The sequence below is a fragment of the Lacicoccus kunmingensis DSM 17847 genome, from assembly GCF_059568765.1.
In genome coordinates this window covers 20,858-38,777 of record NZ_JCANUC010000008.1, presented here as the reverse complement: position 1 = coordinate 38,777, position 17,920 = coordinate 20,858, and the positions used below count along the sequence as shown (strand labels likewise).

The 17,920-nt window shown below is 40.4% G+C and carries 16 protein-coding genes; 10 read left to right on the top strand and 6 right to left on the bottom strand.

Translation table 11 applies throughout. The features are described from left to right. Positions 1 to 22 precede the first annotated feature (22 nt). From BO48_RS09250 to rlmH, 9 genes are all read left to right on the top strand, one after another. A complete protein-coding gene (locus tag BO48_RS09250) occupies positions 23 to 703 on the top strand; it encodes a response regulator transcription factor (protein ID WP_496367171.1) in 681 nt (226 codons plus the stop codon). Further along, complete coding sequence (locus tag BO48_RS09245) at positions 700 to 2,094, top strand: HAMP domain-containing sensor histidine kinase (protein ID WP_496367170.1); 1,395 nt, start codon at positions 700 to 702, stop codon at positions 2,092 to 2,094. Before BO48_RS09250 ends, BO48_RS09245 begins: the two co-directional genes overlap by 4 nt. Positions 2,095 to 2,179: 85 nt before the next feature. Continuing rightward, complete coding sequence (locus BO48_RS09240; protein ID WP_496367169.1) at positions 2,180 to 2,569, top strand: hypothetical protein; 390 nt, start codon at positions 2,180 to 2,182, stop codon at positions 2,567 to 2,569. Between the two features lie 21 nt (positions 2,570 to 2,590). Then, positions 2,591 to 3,613 carry an FtsX-like permease family protein gene (locus tag BO48_RS09235; RefSeq protein ID WP_496367168.1) on the top strand — a complete coding sequence of 341 codons (1,023 nt, stop codon included), beginning with the start codon at positions 2,591 to 2,593 and terminating at the stop codon, positions 3,611 to 3,613. 1 nt (position 3,614) lies between these two features. Beyond that, positions 3,615 to 4,292 (top strand): ABC transporter ATP-binding protein, encoded by a 678-nt coding sequence (locus tag BO48_RS09230; protein WP_496367167.1) that lies wholly within the window; start codon positions 3,615 to 3,617, stop codon positions 4,290 to 4,292. 153 nt (positions 4,293 to 4,445) lie between these two features. Further along, a complete protein-coding gene (locus BO48_RS09225) occupies positions 4,446 to 5,201 on the top strand; it encodes a threonine/serine exporter family protein (RefSeq protein WP_496367166.1) in 756 nt (251 codons plus the stop codon). Positions 5,202 to 5,213: 12 nt separating this feature from the next. Continuing rightward, complete coding sequence (locus BO48_RS09220; protein ID WP_496367164.1) at positions 5,214 to 5,681, top strand: threonine/serine exporter family protein; 468 nt, start codon at positions 5,214 to 5,216, stop codon at positions 5,679 to 5,681. 94 nt (positions 5,682 to 5,775) lie between these two features. Further along, a complete protein-coding gene (locus BO48_RS09215) occupies positions 5,776 to 7,179 on the top strand; it encodes a sodium/glutamate symporter (protein ID WP_496367163.1) in 1,404 nt (467 codons plus the stop codon). Between the two features lie 103 nt (positions 7,180 to 7,282). Beyond that, complete coding sequence (gene rlmH, locus BO48_RS09210; RefSeq protein WP_496367162.1) at positions 7,283 to 7,762, top strand: 23S rRNA (pseudouridine(1915)-N(3))-methyltransferase RlmH; 480 nt, start codon at positions 7,283 to 7,285, stop codon at positions 7,760 to 7,762. 90 nt (positions 7,763 to 7,852) lie between these two features. Here the strand turns inward: rlmH and BO48_RS09205 are convergent, their stop codons facing one another. From BO48_RS09205 to BO48_RS09185, 5 genes are all read right to left on the bottom strand, one after another. Beyond that, on the bottom strand, positions 7,853 to 8,773 hold the full coding sequence (locus BO48_RS09205; RefSeq protein ID WP_496367161.1) for a hypothetical protein: 921 nt from the start codon (positions 8,771 to 8,773) through the stop codon (positions 7,853 to 7,855). An 11-nt stretch (positions 8,774 to 8,784) separates the two neighbouring features. Beyond that, the gene (locus BO48_RS09200; RefSeq protein ID WP_496367240.1) at positions 8,785 to 9,708 is read right to left on the bottom strand and encodes a DUF5655 domain-containing protein; all 924 of its coding nucleotides are present in this window, start codon (positions 9,706 to 9,708) and stop codon (positions 8,785 to 8,787) included. Positions 9,709 to 9,791: 83 nt separating this feature from the next. Continuing rightward, on the bottom strand, positions 9,792 to 12,911 hold the full coding sequence (locus BO48_RS09195; protein ID WP_496367160.1) for a type I restriction endonuclease subunit R: 3,120 nt from the start codon (positions 12,909 to 12,911) through the stop codon (positions 9,792 to 9,794). 2 nt (positions 12,912 to 12,913) lie between these two features. Continuing rightward, complete coding sequence (locus BO48_RS09190; protein ID WP_496367159.1) at positions 12,914 to 14,092, bottom strand: restriction endonuclease subunit S; 1,179 nt, start codon at positions 14,090 to 14,092, stop codon at positions 12,914 to 12,916. Next, the gene (locus BO48_RS09185; protein WP_496367158.1) at positions 14,082 to 15,596 is read right to left on the bottom strand and encodes a class I SAM-dependent DNA methyltransferase; all 1,515 of its coding nucleotides are present in this window, start codon (positions 15,594 to 15,596) and stop codon (positions 14,082 to 14,084) included. Before BO48_RS09185 ends, BO48_RS09190 begins: the two co-directional genes overlap by 11 nt. A gap of 238 nt (positions 15,597 to 15,834) precedes the next feature. On the opposite strand from BO48_RS09185, the gene BO48_RS09180 reads away from it, so the two are divergent. Further along, positions 15,835 to 16,374 (top strand): hypothetical protein, encoded by a 540-nt coding sequence (locus BO48_RS09180; RefSeq protein ID WP_496367157.1) that lies wholly within the window; start codon positions 15,835 to 15,837, stop codon positions 16,372 to 16,374. Between the two features lie 145 nt (positions 16,375 to 16,519). Here BO48_RS09180 and BO48_RS09175 read toward each other — a convergent pair whose 3' ends face one another. After that, positions 16,520 to 17,776 (bottom strand): hypothetical protein, encoded by a 1,257-nt coding sequence (locus tag BO48_RS09175; protein WP_496367156.1) that lies wholly within the window; start codon positions 17,774 to 17,776, stop codon positions 16,520 to 16,522. Positions 17,777 to 17,920: the final 144 nt, after the last annotated feature.

Below are 17,920 nucleotides of genomic sequence, written 5' to 3'. Positions count from 1 at the left end.
ACTTAAGTTATGGAGTGGGAATATGACTAAAATATTAGTTGCGGATGATGATCCGAATATCTTGAAATTCATCATAATCAATTTGAAAGAGGCAGGCTATGAGGTCATCGGTGCGACAGACGGCAGGGATGCGCTCAGAAAGCTTGAAAATGAAGTATGCCAGCTTGCGGTCGTGGATATCATGATGCCCTATATGGACGGGTTGTCATTGATTAAAGAGATGCGTAAAACATTGGATATCCCGATCATCATATTGACTGCCAAAGGGCAGATTGATGATAAGGAAAAAGGATTTGAAGCAGGTACTGATGATTATTTAGTCAAACCATTTGAAGCGAAAGAATTTTTATTCAGAATCGAAGCGCTGCTCAGACGTTATAACATTGATACGGACAAACAGGTGATACAGATCGGGGATGTTCATATAGATATAGATAAATATGTAGTGACGGTCAATGAAAAAACATTGAAGCTGCCGCTGAAGGAATTTGAATTATTGCACGTGCTTGCAAACCATCCGGATCAGGTGTTTACCCGTGAACAGCTGATAGACAGCATCTGGGGTATCGACTTTGAAGGGGACAACCGGACAGTGGATGTTCACATCAAACGGCTCCGCACACGTTTCAACAATCTGACCGATGCGATTAAATTTACGACTGTCAGAGGCGTCGGTTATACATTGGAGACGGGGGACGCATGAAGCTGAGATCGCTGTATTCGAAATTTGCTGTCACGACTATTGCCATTATGCTTGTGAGTTTCCTGTTTGCATTTTTCATATCCAATACTTATTACCAGCATTATCTGAAACCCGACAATGATGCCAAAAATACAGAAATTGCACAAAACATTTCAAACTTCATAGAAAAAAATCCGCAGATGGACATCGGAGATTATCTGGATAACGTGGCTGATGCAGGTTATCAATTCTATTTGGCGGGCAGTGATTCAGAAGGCACTTTCTATGGAGCGGAGTTCAGGGACACTTCCCTGTCCGGCAGTACGGTTGAAAGCGTGCAGGACGGCAATGTGTATCACGGCATGCTTGAGTTTCCGAGAGAGACTTTTGTGACAGGATTTTTTGCGAATGAGCTGGAAAACACCATCGGTGTGCCTGTGGAAACAGGAAGCGGAGTATATGCGCTGTTTATGAGACCCGACATATCAATGTTGTTCAATGAAATGCACCTCTTGTTCGGATGGCTGCTCATCCTGACGATTGTCATCAGTATCATTCTCGTTCTGATCGGCACCAAATATTTGGTGAACCCGGTGACGAGACTGAACCGGGCAACCGACACCCTCGCAAAAGGAGACTACAATGTCAGTGATCTAAATACGAACAGACATGATGAAATCGGCCAGCTGTCGAACAGTTTTGTGCATATGGCTGAAAAGATTGAACAGAATGAAGAGATGAGGAAAGATTTTATTTCGAATATTTCTCATGACATCCAGTCTCCCCTGTCCAACATCAAAGGTTATAATGAATTATTAAAGATGGCTGATCTGAGTCCGGAAGATGAGAAAGAGTACTATAATATCATCGACCAGGAAGTGACGAGAATCAGTACGATGACGAACCAGCTCTTAATGCTGTCGTCACTGGACCAGGAGTCGCATGCTTTGAATATTTCAGAATACCCATTGAATAAACAGATTGACCAGCTGATTCATTCATATGAATGGAAAATCAACGAAAATGAAATGATGCTCTCCTACGATCTGCCTGAAGTGGCCATTGCTGCAGATGAAACGATGCTCAACATGGTATGGGACAATCTAATCTCAAACGCTATAAAATACAACAGCGAAGCGGGCAATATTGATATTTCCTTATCTGAACACCACGGTCTGGTCACCGTAAAAATCTCAGATACGGGCATCGGGCTGACCGATGAAGAGAACAAACATATATTTGACCGCTTCTACAGAGTCGACTCATCCAGAACATCGAGCGTTAAAGGTTCCGGCCTGGGGCTGTCGATCGTCCATGAAATCATCGAGCGGCATGAAGGCACGGTCAGAGCGGAATCAGAAATCGGTACAGGCACGACATTCATCGTTGAACTGCCAAAAAATCATAAATAATTAAAAAAAGTCCTCCTTGTTCATCCTGCGTTCATATTCGAAGTATAGAGTATGTATTGCAGATGAAAACAGGGAGGATTTTTAAATGAATAAACCAGTTAAATTACTATTAGTTTTTGCAGGAATATACGGATTGCTCGGTACGATCATGGGAGCACATATGGCCGGCTCGAGCTCCTACGCACTCAGACCGATACATGCCCATGTCCTTGTTGTGGGCTGGCTCAGTTTATTTTCATGGTCGGTATTTTATCAGGCGTTCGATGTGAAATATAATGCACTGTCGAAATTCCACGTATGGACGGCAATCATCGGTACAACAGGATTGATAATCGGGATGTTCATCAATAATGTGGCATCCTTCGGACTGCCGGACGTCGTCACATTGATCGCATATATCGGCGGCGGGGTCATTCTGCTGCTCAGCTTTGCAGCATTCTTTGTACAGACATTACTGTATAAATCTGATAAATAAAGGACGGTGCGACCATTGAAAATGGCATGGAAAGAAATGATGAAGTACAAGACGAGATATTTGATACTCGGGTCGATTATATTTCTGATCAGTTTTTTGACATTGATCATTTCAGGACTTGCGAACGGCTTGTCCTACGATAATGCATCATTGGTAAAAAATATGCCTGAGGGCACATATTATATGGAAAGTGAAGCTGAGGAACAGTATAACTTTTCAGAGATCAGCGACAGTCAGCGCGAATCAATAGAAAACAGTCATAATGATGCAGTGTTCATGTCCATCCAGATGGGAGAGCTTGAAGACAGTGATGCCCAGAAGCACGGCATCACGTACGTTGCAGCAACAGAAAATGATATTTTTCCAGACGTTGAAAAAGGAGAAGTCATTTTGGATGAATCGATAAAAGCAGACGGCATCGCATCAGGAGATGAATTGTCCACGAAACTATATGATGATCGTTTCACCGTGACAGGCTTTGCCGAACAGGAGAAGTTCAGCCACTCTTCGGTCGCGTTCATCCACCCGGATGACTTCATGAGCATGTATCAGTCGGACGGCTATCAGCTTGCATATACTGAAGACGAAGAAGAGGACATCGATGAGATGGCTGCCTTCAACCAGGGCCAGTTCCTGAATACGATTCCGAGTTATTCAGCTGAAATGCTGTCACTGAACATGATCATCGCATTTCTGTTCGTCATCAGCGGTATGCTGTTTGCAATTTTCTTCTACATGATCAACGTTCAGAAACTTGGCACATACGGCATATTGAAAGCGGTAGGCGTAAAGACCATTACACTGCTCAGACTGATGTGGGTACAGATGGTACTCATCACTTTGATATCACTCGTCATCGCAATTGGACTGAGCCAGCTGATGACACTCGTATTGCCAGAAGGCATGCCGTATCAGCTGACACTTCAGAGTTCCGCAATCATGGCTGCAGGGTTCTTTATTATCGGATTCATCGGAGCAACATTATCCGGTTTCCAGATCAGTAAAGTGGAACCGATGGAAGCAATCAATCAGGGAGGCGCATAATATGTCGTCATTACAGATCAAAGAATTGGAAAAGTCATTCAAAGTCGGCAGAAATGAAGAACAAATTTTGAAAAGTATTGATCTTGAACTCGAAAAAGGGAAGGTCACCGCACTTGTCGGCACTTCAGGTTCAGGCAAGAGTACGCTTTTGACAATTGCGGCGGGCCTTCAAAAATCAAGTGACGGCATAATAAAGTTCGATGATATGGATCTGACCGGCATGAGCAGCAACCAAGTGAGAGAAATCCGGGCGAAAGAATTCGGCTTCATCTTCCAGCATGCACATCTGGTGCCGTTCCTGTCGGTGAAGGATCAGCTGAATCTGATGATTGATACTGCAGAATTAAAGTGGAGCAAAAAAGAAAAGAAGGCACGCATTCAGGATGCACTGGAAGCGGTCGGTATGTGGAAACACAGAGACAGCGACCCGGACAACCTTTCAGGCGGTGAAAAGCAGCGTGTCGCAATCGCAAGAGCCATCATCCATGAACCGAAACTTTTGTTTGCGGATGAACCGACAGCGAGTCTCGACTCCAGACGTTCAGTGGAAGTGATGGAATTGATTCGCAACTTATCATTGGAAAGAAATATCACAGTACTGATGGTGACGCATGATGAAGATATGCTTGTATATGCGGACCGTATCGTTGAAATGAAAGACGGTAAAATTAAGGAATAAAGACTTATTCACAGAAAACTGTGTATAACCTGTTGATAACTGTGGATAACTATGAATAAACAGTGGATAAATAATGAGTGGAAACCCGAATGAATAGGGTTTCCACTCGTTTTTGTGTTTTAATAGAGGTAATAAATATAATGGGTGATGTATATGGATGAAATCATTCAAAAGGAAGAACAGATAAAAGATATCGTCATGCTGGCTGCTCAGATTCTGCTGGAATCAGGTGCTGAGGGCACCCGTGTGGAAGATACGATGACGTACATATCCAGTGCACTGGGATATAAGGAATCAAACAGCTTCGTGACGAATACGGTCATCAACTACATGCTGCATAACGGAACAAATCCGCGCATATACAGAATACAGACGAGAAATACGAATCTGATCCGTATTTCAGAAACAAATCGTGTCTCCCGTCACATTGTCGCAAAGAAAATCACGCTGGAAGAAGCATGGGACAGACTGAAATATATAGATGAGAAAATTGATGACCATCCCCTGCACGCGAAAGCGGTCGCCGGCGGTATGGTGGGCTTAAGTTTCCTATATCTTCAGGGCGGTCTGCTGACGGATGTACCGACTGCGGTACTTGCCGGGGCGATCGGTTACTTTATTACCGAATTCATTTCTAAAAAAACCGAAACCCAGTTCATCCCTGAATTTATCGGTTCTTTCATCATCGCACTGCTTGCGGCCTTCGGCCAAATGCTCGTGCCCGGCGGTGAACTCAGTGTCATCATCATTTCAGCGGTCATGCCGATCGTACCGGGTGTGCTGATTACGAATTCCATTCAGGATCTGTTTGGGGGTCATATGCTGACCGCCATCACCAAACTGCTGGAAGCACTCGTCACCTCTTTCGGCATCGGTGCCGGTGTGGCGACAGTGCTGATCATTATATAAGGAGAGATGGCAATGGCATGGTTATTACATTTAATATTCAGTTTCACTGCATCGTTTTTCTTTGCGGTATTATTCGATGCTCCGAAGCGTCTCTTCTTTTATGCGGGCGTCGTCGGTGCCACCGGATGGATGGTCAGCCGCATACTGCTTGAAGTGTTCAGCATGCACGAAATTTATGCAACAATGTTCGGAAGCCTCGTCCTCGGCATCATGTGCCACCTGATGGCGAGGATGCTTAAAGAACCCGCAACAATATTTATGGTGCCGGGAATCATCCCTTTTGTGCCCGGCGGTCTCGCCTACGAAGCTACAAGTCTGCTCGTCCAGTTCGAGTACAATGAGTCATTGAACACGATGTTTGAAGTGATACTCATCGCAGGCGGTGTCGCGGTCGGATTGCTGTTTGCAGACCAGCTGTCGAAAATATTCATCCATAAGAAGAGAAATTACTCAGATGCCCGTTCAAGAAAAATTTCATGACCTCTGATAAAATATCTCTTAAATGATTATATATGGTCCATTCATGCGTTAATGATATTCAGACCAATTAGTGAAAAAGGAGATGTGGGTTATTATGAGTCCGGAGCAAATCGGATTTGCGCTATTATACTTGGGAATATTTTTACTTATCGGGAAATGGATCAGAATGCATTCAACCTGGATGCAGAATCTCTTCCTGCCTGCATCAGTCATCGGCGGTTTTCTGGCACTGCTTGCAGGACCGGAAGTACTCGGAAGAATACTCGGAAATTTTACGGGGGAAGACTCATTCTGGAGAAACGGGATTATGACGCCTGAAATCACGGAAATCTGGTCTACGCTTCCCGGTCTGATGATCAATATTGTATTTGCGACTTTATTTATAGGGACGGTGCTGCCGAACTTGCAGAAAGTATGGGATGTCGGTGGTCCGCAGCTCGCATTCGGCTGGACACTCGGCTGGGGCCAGTACGTCATCGGTCTGTTGCTTGCCATGCTCATACTGGTGCCATTCTATGATATGCCTCCATTTATCGGTGCATTGATTGAAATCGGATTCGAAGGCGGACACGGTACAGCTGCCGGTCTGCAGAGCACATTCGATGAACTGGGTTTCCCGGAGGCATATGATATGGCGGTCGGCCTCGCTACCGTCGGTATTTTAACGGGGGTCATCGTGGGCATTGCTTTCATCAACTGGGGTGTGCGTAAAAATCATGCCCAGGTCATTACAGATGTTAAAGGCCTGTCAAAGCTACAGAAAGCAGGCATCGTTGAAAAGGAAGAGCGTGAAGATAACGGAAAAACGACTGTCAGAGCTGAATCGATTGATCCATTCAGTTTTCACTTTACGATAGTTGGACTGGCGATTCTCATCGGTTATATTATCCTGCAAATCATCACCCGTTTGGAAGCTGCGATTTTCGGCTCCGACTTCATGACGTATGTGCCATTATTCCCACTTGCGATGATCGGTGGTCTGATTGTTCAGATTTTCGTCAGTAAGTTCGACAAAGATGAGCTGGTCGACAGACAGATTATAACCAGTGTCCAGGGCTTCTCCCTTGATATCCTGATCATCAGCGCGATTGCGACCGTCTCACTTTCAGTCATCGGCGAATATATCGTACCGTTTATCATACTCGCAGCAGGCGGGATCATATGGAACGTCATCGGTTTCTTCTTTTTCGGACCGAGAATGCTTCCGGACTATTGGTTGGAAAGAGCAGTCGGTGACTTCGGCCAGTCAACAGGTGTAACCGCCACAGGTCTGATGCTTGTGCGGGTTGCCGACCCGGAAATGAAATCACCCGCTGTAGAAGGTTTTGGCTACAAACAGCTTGTCTTTGAACCTTTCCTCGGCGGCGGTCTGGTGACAGCACTGTCTGCCCCGCTCGTCTTCATGTGGGGGCCATGGCCGTTTCTGATATTCTCGGCCGTCATGCTCGCCATAGGAATTGGCGCCGGACTGTTCTATTTCGGCAAAAAGAAAGCATAGAGATAATAAACGTCCTGGATTCATAAACGGATCCGGGGCGTTTATTTTATAAGAGACGTGTTAAAATATGAGGGAATTGACAGGACAAGAAGGATGAAGATAAATGAAAATCACTTTGATTACAGTGGGAAAGTTAAAAGAAAAATACTGGGTGCAGGCAGTAGATGAATATAAAAAGAGAATCAACAAATATGCGAAGATCGAACTTGTTGAAGTCACTGATGAGAAAGAACCGAACAATGCCAGTGACAAAGATATTGAAATCATCAAAGACAAAGAAGCAGACCGGATACTGTCGAAAATAAAAGACAATCAACATGTCGTAACGATGGAAATTCAAGGTAAGACGTATACAAGTGAAAAATTCGCCACGGAATATCAGAGATGGATGAACACAGGGAAAAGCGATGTGGTTTTTATTATCGGCGGAAGCAACGGACTCGGAGAAGCGGTTAGAAGACGCAGCGATCAGGAAATCAGCTTCGGTTCCCTCACCTACCCCCATCAGATGATGAAAGTCATGCTGATGGAGCAGATATTCAGGGTGAATAAGATATTGAGGAATGAAGCGTATCATCGTTGATGAGGTTTTTAATGAATTAAACAATATGTATTTCTGTATAATTCTCTAATGTCTTCTAGAACTTCTGTAAGTATAGGTCTTCTATAATCACTACTTGATTTTAATATCTACCAGGGATTCGATTAGATAAAATAGTTTAATACAATCTATTTTACTTATGTTATCAATATCCATTGTACCGTGCATCAAACGATTTCTATTTACTAACGTGGGATCCTCGATGTTGTTATCGTTATCATAATACTTTTCAGCAATACTTTGAAATGCTGTATGGTACTCATAATCTATGAAGGCTCTATCTAAATCTGAAAGCCCCTCTTTTAATGACTTCTTGAGTGGGTTATATTTTTTACCTCTTTCTTTTCTTAACAATGAATATACGACTGTATAGTCCATTGCCGAAAATAATAGAAATATACTTTGTGAATATCTTTCTTCATAATAGTCCTGAATGGCGAGTTCTAAATATGAATACTTTTCTTCAAATAGTTTATTAGAGGAAAAACTCGTTTTGATTTCAGTAAAATCTTTTTCAAATTGTTCTATTATAAACTCATCTTCAATGAACCCATATTCAGAAAATTGTTCTTCGTAACTATCAATAAATTTAAAGGAAGGTAACATCCCTTTTTCTTTACACTCACTAAAAAATAATTGATATTTATACCGAAAACCTGCTGTGCTCTCTTTTAAACTTTCAATGTCAAATTTAGGAAGAGTGATTTTTGGTAAAGAAGATAAGATTGATTGAATACTATCCATTTGGTCTCTAATTGGTTGCATAATGTCTTGGACCATATTGTTTGTCAAAGTCATTTGTTTTCGCATTGCTTCTATATGTTGAGTAAAATGATAAGAAATCCCTAAATCAATTTTGGGGATATTGAGATGAAAAAAACTATTTTGTGTTATGAGATGTGATGGTGTATTTTGATGCTTTTTATAAAATTTTACTTGACCAGTTTGAAAAAACTCACGATAATCATCTTTGTCTATTAAAATCTTTTTCATCTTATATCTCCTTAATTATTTTCAAAGCTTTCATTTATAAATGGTTTTGCTTTCTCCAAATCTTCTTCACTTCTTAAAGTCAGCTCAACGTTACCTGTGCCATAGTGACCCACATTTGTGACATCTCTACTGAACCCATCTTCGAATTCAACTTTTGAAGTATCCAACTTCACATATATAACAATTGCTTGTTTTCTTGGAAAGGCTTCTACACATACAAAATTTTTAATTCTTTTAAAAGCACCATAGAATTTTAACTTTTTGAATTGTATCTCATCGCCTAGCGCCATCACATAGTCATAAAGACTTTCGTAAATGTTGCTTAAATTTTCATCTATTCTTGCGAGATTATCTTCAAAAGAATTTTGATAGTTTACAGTTTTTGTTTTATTTAAGAGGGACGATGAAGACTTCATTTGATTATTTTGAGCTGTTGTTGCGTTTACCAAGTCCAATAATAGATATTTATCTTCGTAATATTTATATCTATATAGCTCGATATTCCTATCAATCAACTGAACAGCATGTTCATCATATTTTGTGAAACCGCCTGCGATACAAACTAATCTGGGGTTGGTCCAATCGATCTCATCAGAGAGAGCTTTGCCGTACTTCTCCATCACCAACACTTGAAATTCAGCTTTATGATCTAATAGCCATTCCAGATAAAACAAACCCTGATTGATTACATTCTCATTCGTTGCTCTTTTATATTCGATTATCACTGGTGAATTATTCTCATATATACCTAGTGTATCAATTCTTCCTCCATGCTTTCGCCCGGTCTGGTACTCGCCTCCTAAGAATTTAATACCAAGAAAAGTCTCTAAATTATTTTCAATCATTTTTTGTAATGCTTTTTCTATTGTCATTGATTTCCCTGTTAATTCAGTTACATCATTATTGTGCAGAGAAAATAATTTTATATCTCCCAAATTTTCACCTACCAATCGGTTTAATATAATTTTTTTAAAATATTAATTAAGAGTGACAGCTGTATATTCCAACATATAGTACACTACATCCCACTCGCCATCAATTCAGCTTGCTCTACCACATCTTCCACTGCTTTCTTTTGAAGATCTGGTGGATATCCATACTCTTTAAGTAATCTACGGACTGTGACTCTCATCTTCGCCTGTGCACTGTCTCTTTTGTGCCAATCCACACTCATATTCTCTTTGATTTTCTTCGTTAGCTCATAGGCAATTGCTTTTAGCTTCTCATCACCCATGACTTCTTTCGCGGTCTCATGGTTGGCTAAGGCATCGTAGAAGGCAACTTCATCTGCACTGAGACCCAGTTCCTCACCTTCTTGTTGTTTCTGCGCAATATCTTTGGCCATTCCAATGAGTTCTTCCAACACTTTTGATGACTCAATGGAACGCTTATTGTATTGATTGATGGCGTTATCCAACATTTCAGAGAACTTCTTCGATTGTGTTACGTTCTTTCTCATCAAGGACTTCACCTGACCTTTCAGCAAACGTTCAAGTAGCCGAATGGCTACATTTTTTTGAGGTAAAGCTTTGACATCTTCGAGAAATTGATCTGATATTATAGATATGTCCGGTTTTTCCAACCCTAAAGAATCATATATATCAATGACTTCATCCGGGACGACAGATTTAGATACCAGTTGATTGATTTCTGCATCAATCTCTGCCGGTGTCTTTCTCTCTCTACCCTCACTCGTGGGCGGTGTCAGGATTTTCAGCAATCCAGCTTTAACCGCCTTGAAGAATCCAATTTCTTGGTTCAGTTCCTGAGCATCCGGCTCAGTTGCACATAACGCAAATGCTTTGGTCAGCTCTGTAACCGTATTGATGAAAAGCTTCCTGTCTTTCTCGCTTAAACCTAAAATATAGTTCATCGTATCGTTGATGGCTTTGAATCTCACGCTCTGACTCTCGGATTCAAACCCGGAATAATCATGTTGATACAACATGTCCTGAATCACTTCAAACTTGGCCAACATGATCTCTACAGCTTTTTCAGTATCAATCCCGGTTTGCTCACGATCGTCTGCAGTATATTCTTTGAGTGCTTCTTTCAGACTATCGGCAATGCCAATATAGTCAACAATTAATCCACCGGGCTTATCTTTGAATACTCGGTTGACCCGGGCAATGGCTTGCATCAAGTTATGCCCTTTCATCGGTTTATCGATATACATGGTGTGGAGTGAAGGGACATCAAATCCGGTCAACCACATGTCTCTCACGATGACCAGTTTTAATTCATCAGTTTCATCTTTCATCCGCTTTTCCAGTAATTCACGACGGGATTTTGGACCGATATGGCGTTGGAAATTCTCTGGATCACTGGACTGACCTGTCATCACAACTTTAATTGACCCTTTATGATCATCATCTGAATGCCATTCTGGTCTTAATTTTACGATTTCATCGTACAGATTGACGGCAATTCGACGACTCATTGCCACAACCATCCCTTTACCTTGCATGGCGGATTGTCTGGTGTCGAAGTGCTCAATGAGATCTTTTGCGAGCATCTCGAGTCGTTGTTGTGCGCCAGTCAAGGCTTCCACCCGGGACCATTTGGATTTTAAGCGGCTTTTGATATCATCTTCCTGGCCTTCAGTAATATCCTCATAACTGTCATCAATGCTTAAGTCATCCGGTAAGTTCAGCGGAATGATTCTGCTCTCATAATAGATTTTCACAGTCGAGCCGTCTTCCACCGACTGGGTCATATCGTATACATCGATATAGTTACCAAAGACTTGTACAGTGTTTTTATCTGTTGAAGCCACAGGGGTGCCTGTGAAACCAACGAAAGACGCATTTGGTAAAGCATCTCTCAGATATTTTGCATAGCCATACTTCACATCTTCACCTGTTTGATCGAACTTGGCACTAAAGCCATACTGCGTTCTATGGGCTTCATCTGCCATTACGATGACATTGCGGCGATCAGTGAGTACGGGCATGCTCAATTTACCTTCTTCAGGTGCGAACTTCTGCATAGTCGTAAATATAATACCGCCGGATTCCACAGATAAGAGATTGACGAGTTCTTTACGCGATTCTGCTTGTTTAGGTCTTTGCCTCAACAGCCCGCCACTCCCATATGCAGAACTGGAAGAAAAGGTGCCGAATAGCTGATTGTCGAGATCATTGCGATCGGTCAGCACAACGAGTGTGGGATTATTCATTGTTTTGATTAGCTTACCACTGAAAAAAACCATGGTCAGGCTTTTGCCGGAACCTTGCGTGTGCCATATCACACCGCCCCGGCCATCACCGTTATCTGCCGAGGCTTCTAAAGTTCGCTCAACTGCTTTGTTGACGGCATAGTATTGATGGTAAGCGGCAAGAATTTTTACCGCTTTGCCATCACTGCCCTTTTGAAACAGGATGAAATGTTTAATTAAATCAAGTATCGTTTCTTTATTCAGCATGCCGTAGATCAGTACCTCTAAGCTCGCGATTTCTGTGGTTGCTTCCACTTTACCGTCTTTAGACCGCCAATGCATAAAGCGATCATAATTGGCTGTCAGTGACCCGACTCGTGTGTTAAATCCATCAGAAGTTACCAAAAACGCATTATGATTAAATAATTGTGGCACAGTGTTCTTATAAGTTTGAAGTTGGTTATATCCCTCATGTACGCCGACTGATTCATTCGTCGCATTTTTAAGCTCCATGACAACAACTGGTAAGCCGTTAATGAACAGTACAATGTCAGGTATTTTTTTATATGACCCTTTATCGACTTCGAGTTGGTTCACAGCTAGGAAATCATTATTTTCGGGTGCTTCGAAATCAATGACTTTGACCAGTGCATTGAACCGCTTACCCTCGTCGTTATGGTATTCTACCTCAATCCCATTCGTCATATATTCATGAAAAATAAGGTTATTTTCAATTAAGCTGGGTGACTGTTCGATGGTTATTTTATGAACGGCTTGTTCAATAGCATTGGAGTTCAGTTCTGGATTGTTTTTGCGTAAGGCAGTTTCTAAACGATGATCGAGAATAACATCATTGAAATTATCCCTTTCAGCGTATAAGTTGGAATGACTGATTTCATTACCGGTTTTCACTTCATATCCGATTTGTGTGAACCATTCCATTGATAGATGTTCTAAATCATCTTCTGTGAAGAAAGCCATTGTTACACCTCCAATTCCTCAGGTAATTCAATTTCTCCAGACATGAGTTTTGGTAATAGAGTATCCCTTAGTTCACGTAATAATAGGGACTCTTCTTCAATTTCTATGATTTTTTTAAAATATGGCTCGATTATTTTATTAAATCTTGTATATAATTCTATGGGAGCAATTATTGTTTCGATATTTAGCAAATTTTTTTTATTTAATTTAGGTTGTACAGCGCCAGTGATGTAGGGATCAATGTCTATGTTATTTAAAATTAATAATAAAATTTCATCAGAAATATTTTTACCCTTTAATATATGAGCATGGTTGCTCACCCAAAACTTGCCATACACGTATTGAGTGAAGGGGGCACCATTATCTGTTTTTACTGTGCCATCTTCACCGACTAATACATATTTACCGTTGAATTTGTAATCATCAACATAATCAATAATTTTAGTAGCGCCATAATATGGATAAATTTTTTCTTGTTTGTCTCTCTCTATCCTCGATAAAGGTTTTCTTTTTGTATTATATATATCAATTAATGATTCAAGTTCCCCCAAAGAAAAGTTAGATGGTATTTGCCCAACTTTTGATGAAATCATTTCGCCACCACTTAACTTATAAGGATTTCCATCTTCATCTGGAAATTCAAAATCAATAAACCAACGCTTAAAAAGTGTTTGTGAGAATTTTTCGAGGTTTGCAGTAATATTGTTATTAATTTGTATTTTATTATCTATCGCCCAAAGAAAATCACCAATTTTATCTTGTAAACTGGTATCCTTTGGTATTTTCACTTTTAAATTATTCAGAGTCGTTTTATTAACTGAACTGAATATTGTACCTGTTGATTGACTCTCAAGATTATCAATCTCTTCTTTTAACAAATAATACACATAATATTTGTTAATTCTTGGTTTAATCGCACATAGTCCTCGACCGATACATAAATCGACTGGGGCCAGATTAAGTTCACCTACTGGAGCCCTTACTGACATAAGTAAATCCCCTTTAGAGGCACTTTTAGTCACTTTTGTTGTGTAAGTATCAATGATTGGATAAAGATGACCAAAGGTTCTATTCCCTTGGAGAAATGGTGTGCCTTTAGAATCATTATAAAATTCAGATTTTGGTGATTGACCCATCACAATCTCACATATTTCACTAAGTTTAACCTCTTTAAACTCCATAACCTAAACCCTCCAGAGACTTGCGGATTTGGTCTTCAAGTTCTTTTGATTTCGCAAATTGTTCTCCAAGATCGGCGGTGATCCGCTCCATCTTTTGCTCGAATGGTTCATCATCTTCTTCGACTGCACTGAGTCCAACATACCTGCCTGGTGTTAAAATATATTCATTCTCTTTTACTTCTTCTGTACTCGCAGCCTTACAGAAACCTTGTTCATCTTGATACTCTGTATCGACTGTCCCTTTCCATGATCTGAAAGTATCGGCAATTTTTAAAATGTCACCATCAGATAATTCTTTCAGTGTACGGTTCACCATTTGACCGAGATTTCGTCCATCGATAAATAAAATCTCATTATTTCTTGCCCTTTTGCCATTCTTCTCTTTATTTCTAGTTACGAACCACAGGCATACTGGGATTTGGGTTGAATAAAATAGCTGACCAGGTAGTGTTACTATGCATTCCACCAAATCTTCTTCGATGAGGTTTTTACGAATTTCAAGCTCACCTTTCGTACTGGTGGACATGGAACCGTTCGCAAGTACGAAACCGGCTGTACCTGTCGGAGCAAGTTTAGAAACCATATGCTGGATCCAAGCATAGTTGGCATTGCCTGCCGGTGGAATACCATACTTCCAACGGTAATCATCCAGTACACGCTCTTGCCCCCACTCATTGGAGTTAAACGGTGGATTGGCTAATATAAAATCAGCTTTCAATCCTTTATGCTGATCGTTATGGAAAGTATCTGCATGTTGCTCTCCGAGGTCATTATCAATGCCCCGGATGGCAAGGTTCATCTTCGCCAACTTCCATGTGGTGAGATTGTACTCCTGACCATAGATGGCAATGTCCCCAATGCTCCCTTGATGTTGCTCCACAAATCGTTCACTCTGGACGAACATACCACCTGAACCACAGCAAGGGTCATAAATTCGGCCTTCGTATGGTTCAACCATCTCAACAAGCAGTTTAACGATGGAGGATGGCGTATAGAACTCTCCAGCATTTTTACCTTCAGCACTTGCAAATTTCGCGATAAAGTACTCATATACACGGCCCAATACATCTTGTCTCCTGCTTTCCTTGTCGCCCACTTTGAAAGTAAAGATGTCGATGATACCGCCGAGCTTAGCTTTATCCAATCCTGGTCGGGCATAATCTTTAGGCAGCACACCTTTCAAAGATTCATTTTCTTTTTCAATCGCCAGCATAGCTTTATCGATAATCTGACCAATTTCCGGTTTCTTTGAATTTTCGTTTATGTAAGTCCAACGGGCTTCTTTCGGTACCCAGAATATATTTTCCGCTGTGTACTCATCTTTATCCTCTTGATCGGCATATTCATCCTGTCCAAGTTCCTCATACTTCTCTTCAAAGGCGTCAGAAACATACTTTAAGAATATCAGCCCGAGTACAACACTTTTATAATCTGAGGCATCCATACTGCCCCTTAATTTATCCGCAGATTGCCATAACTTTTCTTCAAATCCCAATGCTGCCATTGCAGTCACTCCTAAAATATGTATTATCCCTAATTCTAATACACTTCTGAGGATTTTGTAACCGTTTAATATATAGCTATGACTGCTAACCTAAATAGTTTGAGTCAATGAAGCGAATACCTTTCTTTGGATATTCATTGCCATCTTTTGTACTAAATATAATTTGTATGAGAACAGTATTCATCATAATCTCCAATATAGTAGAATATAGTTAACAGTACCTAGGAGAGATAGTTAAATGCAGAAATATTTATTAACTCATGTTTTATTATTAATTTTTATCTTAAACGCCTGTGGAACTACAGAGGTCGAATCAAATATAGACATTCAAAATGAGTTAGAGGCCGAGGCAGATAGCGGTGAGTATAAACTTATGGAAGAAAGTTATGAAACAACTATGGAAACTATTAATATAAATCTTACTGATGGAATTGCTACAGTTACCAATTTCGAGAACGATGAGTATTCTCTTTTTATGGTGATTGAATTAGAAATTGAAAATACGGGCAGAGATATAAGGACAATCCCCATATATGATGTTAGTGTAATAACCAATAATGGTCATGAGATAAAGGTTGGGCAAGATGGCTTCCCTTTGAATATAGATACAGAAATTAATGGTGACACGACTACTACTGGAGATTTTCGGGTTAAATTGCCTGGGGAGACTTTAGAAACCATTGAATATGTAGATCTTACACTGCCTTCAGTTGAGGGCAGTGATGGTTCAAAAGTATCTAGTGAGAGTGAAACTCGTATCTATTTCTCTGAGGATTAATAAATTATCAGTAAGCTATTTGATGTTCACCATTATAATAGCTATACACACTCACTCTATTCCACAGTATAGAAACTAAGTTTCTTTAGAGATGATAATTACCAAAAAAAATCAAGCTACTGAGAGTTTCAGCAGCTCGACTCTTTTAATATGCCTCATCTGATACTGGTTCAAAGTCTAAGATCTCATGTGTTTCAGCATTCACAATATAATTTACATTCGCAATTCTCTGTCCTTCAGAATTATCATGAGAATATACTCTATCCGCATTCAATTCAACAGTACCATCACCTAAATCAGTCATTTCAATCAACTCAACATCAATTGTTTCATGGCCTGTAAAGTGACCGGATTCTTTGTTTTCTGCGATTTTATCATATGCTACACTGCCTCTTTTAATATAGTAGTATACATCATCGTATTCAACCATATTGTAGTGAGCAGCTAAGCGTTGCAAATATTCTGCTAAGAGATATTCGTAGTCATATTCATCTTTAATTTCAACATCTGGATTCGGTGCTTCAGTCACAGGTATATCTTCTTCATTGACTGCTGTTTGATTATCCTCATCAATATTATCATTTGGATTTTCATCAAAAATTTCACGCATGACCAGACCGATTGTCTCACCATCAGGAGTATTAATAGTACTGGCTCCGGTAATGTAATATCTACCGTCATCACCGGTTCCTTGATAAACGTAATAAGGCAAGCCATTCATAGATTGTGAGCCGTCATCCCGCTCATACGGCTCTCCAAGTGCATCAATCATTGAGTCTTCTGTGATGCCTGCATAGTAATATACAGATTCGACTGTATTCTCATCAGGATCGATACTGGATTCAGAGCCATCATCACCTTCTCCGTATGGAGCAAGATTACTGTATACGACAGCTAAGTTTCCATAAAACGCAGGTGCAGAACCTTGGTAGTAGAATGAGAAATCATATGGTCCATATAATTCTTCCACCTCAGTTTGGCTCATACCAACCGTAATGGCATCTTGTTGAAAACTACCATCAGGACTTGTATTGCTCGTCCCTATGAGTTGAGATTGAACTTCAGATGAATGAATGTCAAAGGCCAAATCAGATTGGTTTCCTTTAGAGTTATCATCTTGAGTATCCGTCTTATTCGAATTCTCTGTGTCATCTGACTCTTCAGGTTCACTATTAAGATTATCTTCATCTACTTCATCAGTTTCTTCCATAGCTGATTCACTTTCATCATCTTGTTCTTCTAGTTGTTTTCTCAGTTCTTCATTTTCTTCTTCTAACTCGGTCATCTCATTAGACTCTTCCTCAGCCGCAGTCTGTTCATCTGTTGAAGTATTTTCGGCATTGCCACATGCGGTTAAAATGAGGATGGACAGACTCAGTAAATAAAACCAGGATTTTTTCATAACATTCTCCCTTTAAAATATTATTGTTATACATATTATAATCTATATTTAGTAAATTTTAACAGCAGATTGATTATAAAATTGTGAATTTTTCACCAAATTTTTCTACTTACATTTAATTACTTCAATTAATCGATATACCAA

Bases quoted from the DNA above. Each gene is read 5' to 3' on its own strand.
- BO48_RS09250 (WP_496367171.1), top strand. From the start codon at position 23: ATGACTAAAATATTAGTTGCGGATGATGATCCGAATATCTTGAAATTC.
- BO48_RS09235 (WP_496367168.1), top strand. From the start codon at position 2,591: ATGGCATGGAAAGAAATGATGAAGTACAAGACGAGATATTTGATACTC.
- BO48_RS09185 (WP_496367158.1), bottom strand. From the start codon at position 15,596: ATGGCAGCATTGGGATTTGAAGAAAAGTTATGGCAATCTGCGGATAAA.
- BO48_RS09220 (WP_496367164.1), top strand. From the start codon at position 5,214: ATGGCATGGTTATTACATTTAATATTCAGTTTCACTGCATCGTTTTTC.
- BO48_RS09240 (WP_496367169.1), top strand. From the start codon at position 2,180: ATGAATAAACCAGTTAAATTACTATTAGTTTTTGCAGGAATATACGGA.
- BO48_RS09245 (WP_496367170.1), top strand. From the start codon at position 700: ATGAAGCTGAGATCGCTGTATTCGAAATTTGCTGTCACGACTATTGCC.
- BO48_RS09205 (WP_496367161.1), bottom strand. From the start codon at position 8,773: ATGAAAAAGATTTTAATAGACAAAGATGATTATCGTGAGTTTTTTCAA.
- BO48_RS09190 (WP_496367159.1), bottom strand. From the start codon at position 14,092: ATGGAGTTTAAAGAGGTTAAACTTAGTGAAATATGTGAGATTGTGATG.
- BO48_RS09175 (WP_496367156.1), bottom strand. From the start codon at position 17,776: ATGAAAAAATCCTGGTTTTATTTACTGAGTCTGTCCATCCTCATTTTA.
- BO48_RS09195 (WP_496367160.1), bottom strand. From the start codon at position 12,911: ATGGCTTTCTTCACAGAAGATGATTTAGAACATCTATCAATGGAATGG.
- BO48_RS09180 (WP_496367157.1), top strand. From the start codon at position 15,835: ATGCAGAAATATTTATTAACTCATGTTTTATTATTAATTTTTATCTTA.
- rlmH (WP_496367162.1), top strand. From the start codon at position 7,283: ATGAAAATCACTTTGATTACAGTGGGAAAGTTAAAAGAAAAATACTGG.
- BO48_RS09215 (WP_496367163.1), top strand. From the start codon at position 5,776: ATGAGTCCGGAGCAAATCGGATTTGCGCTATTATACTTGGGAATATTT.
- BO48_RS09225 (WP_496367166.1), top strand. From the start codon at position 4,446: ATGGATGAAATCATTCAAAAGGAAGAACAGATAAAAGATATCGTCATG.
- BO48_RS09230 (WP_496367167.1), top strand. From the start codon at position 3,615: ATGTCGTCATTACAGATCAAAGAATTGGAAAAGTCATTCAAAGTCGGC.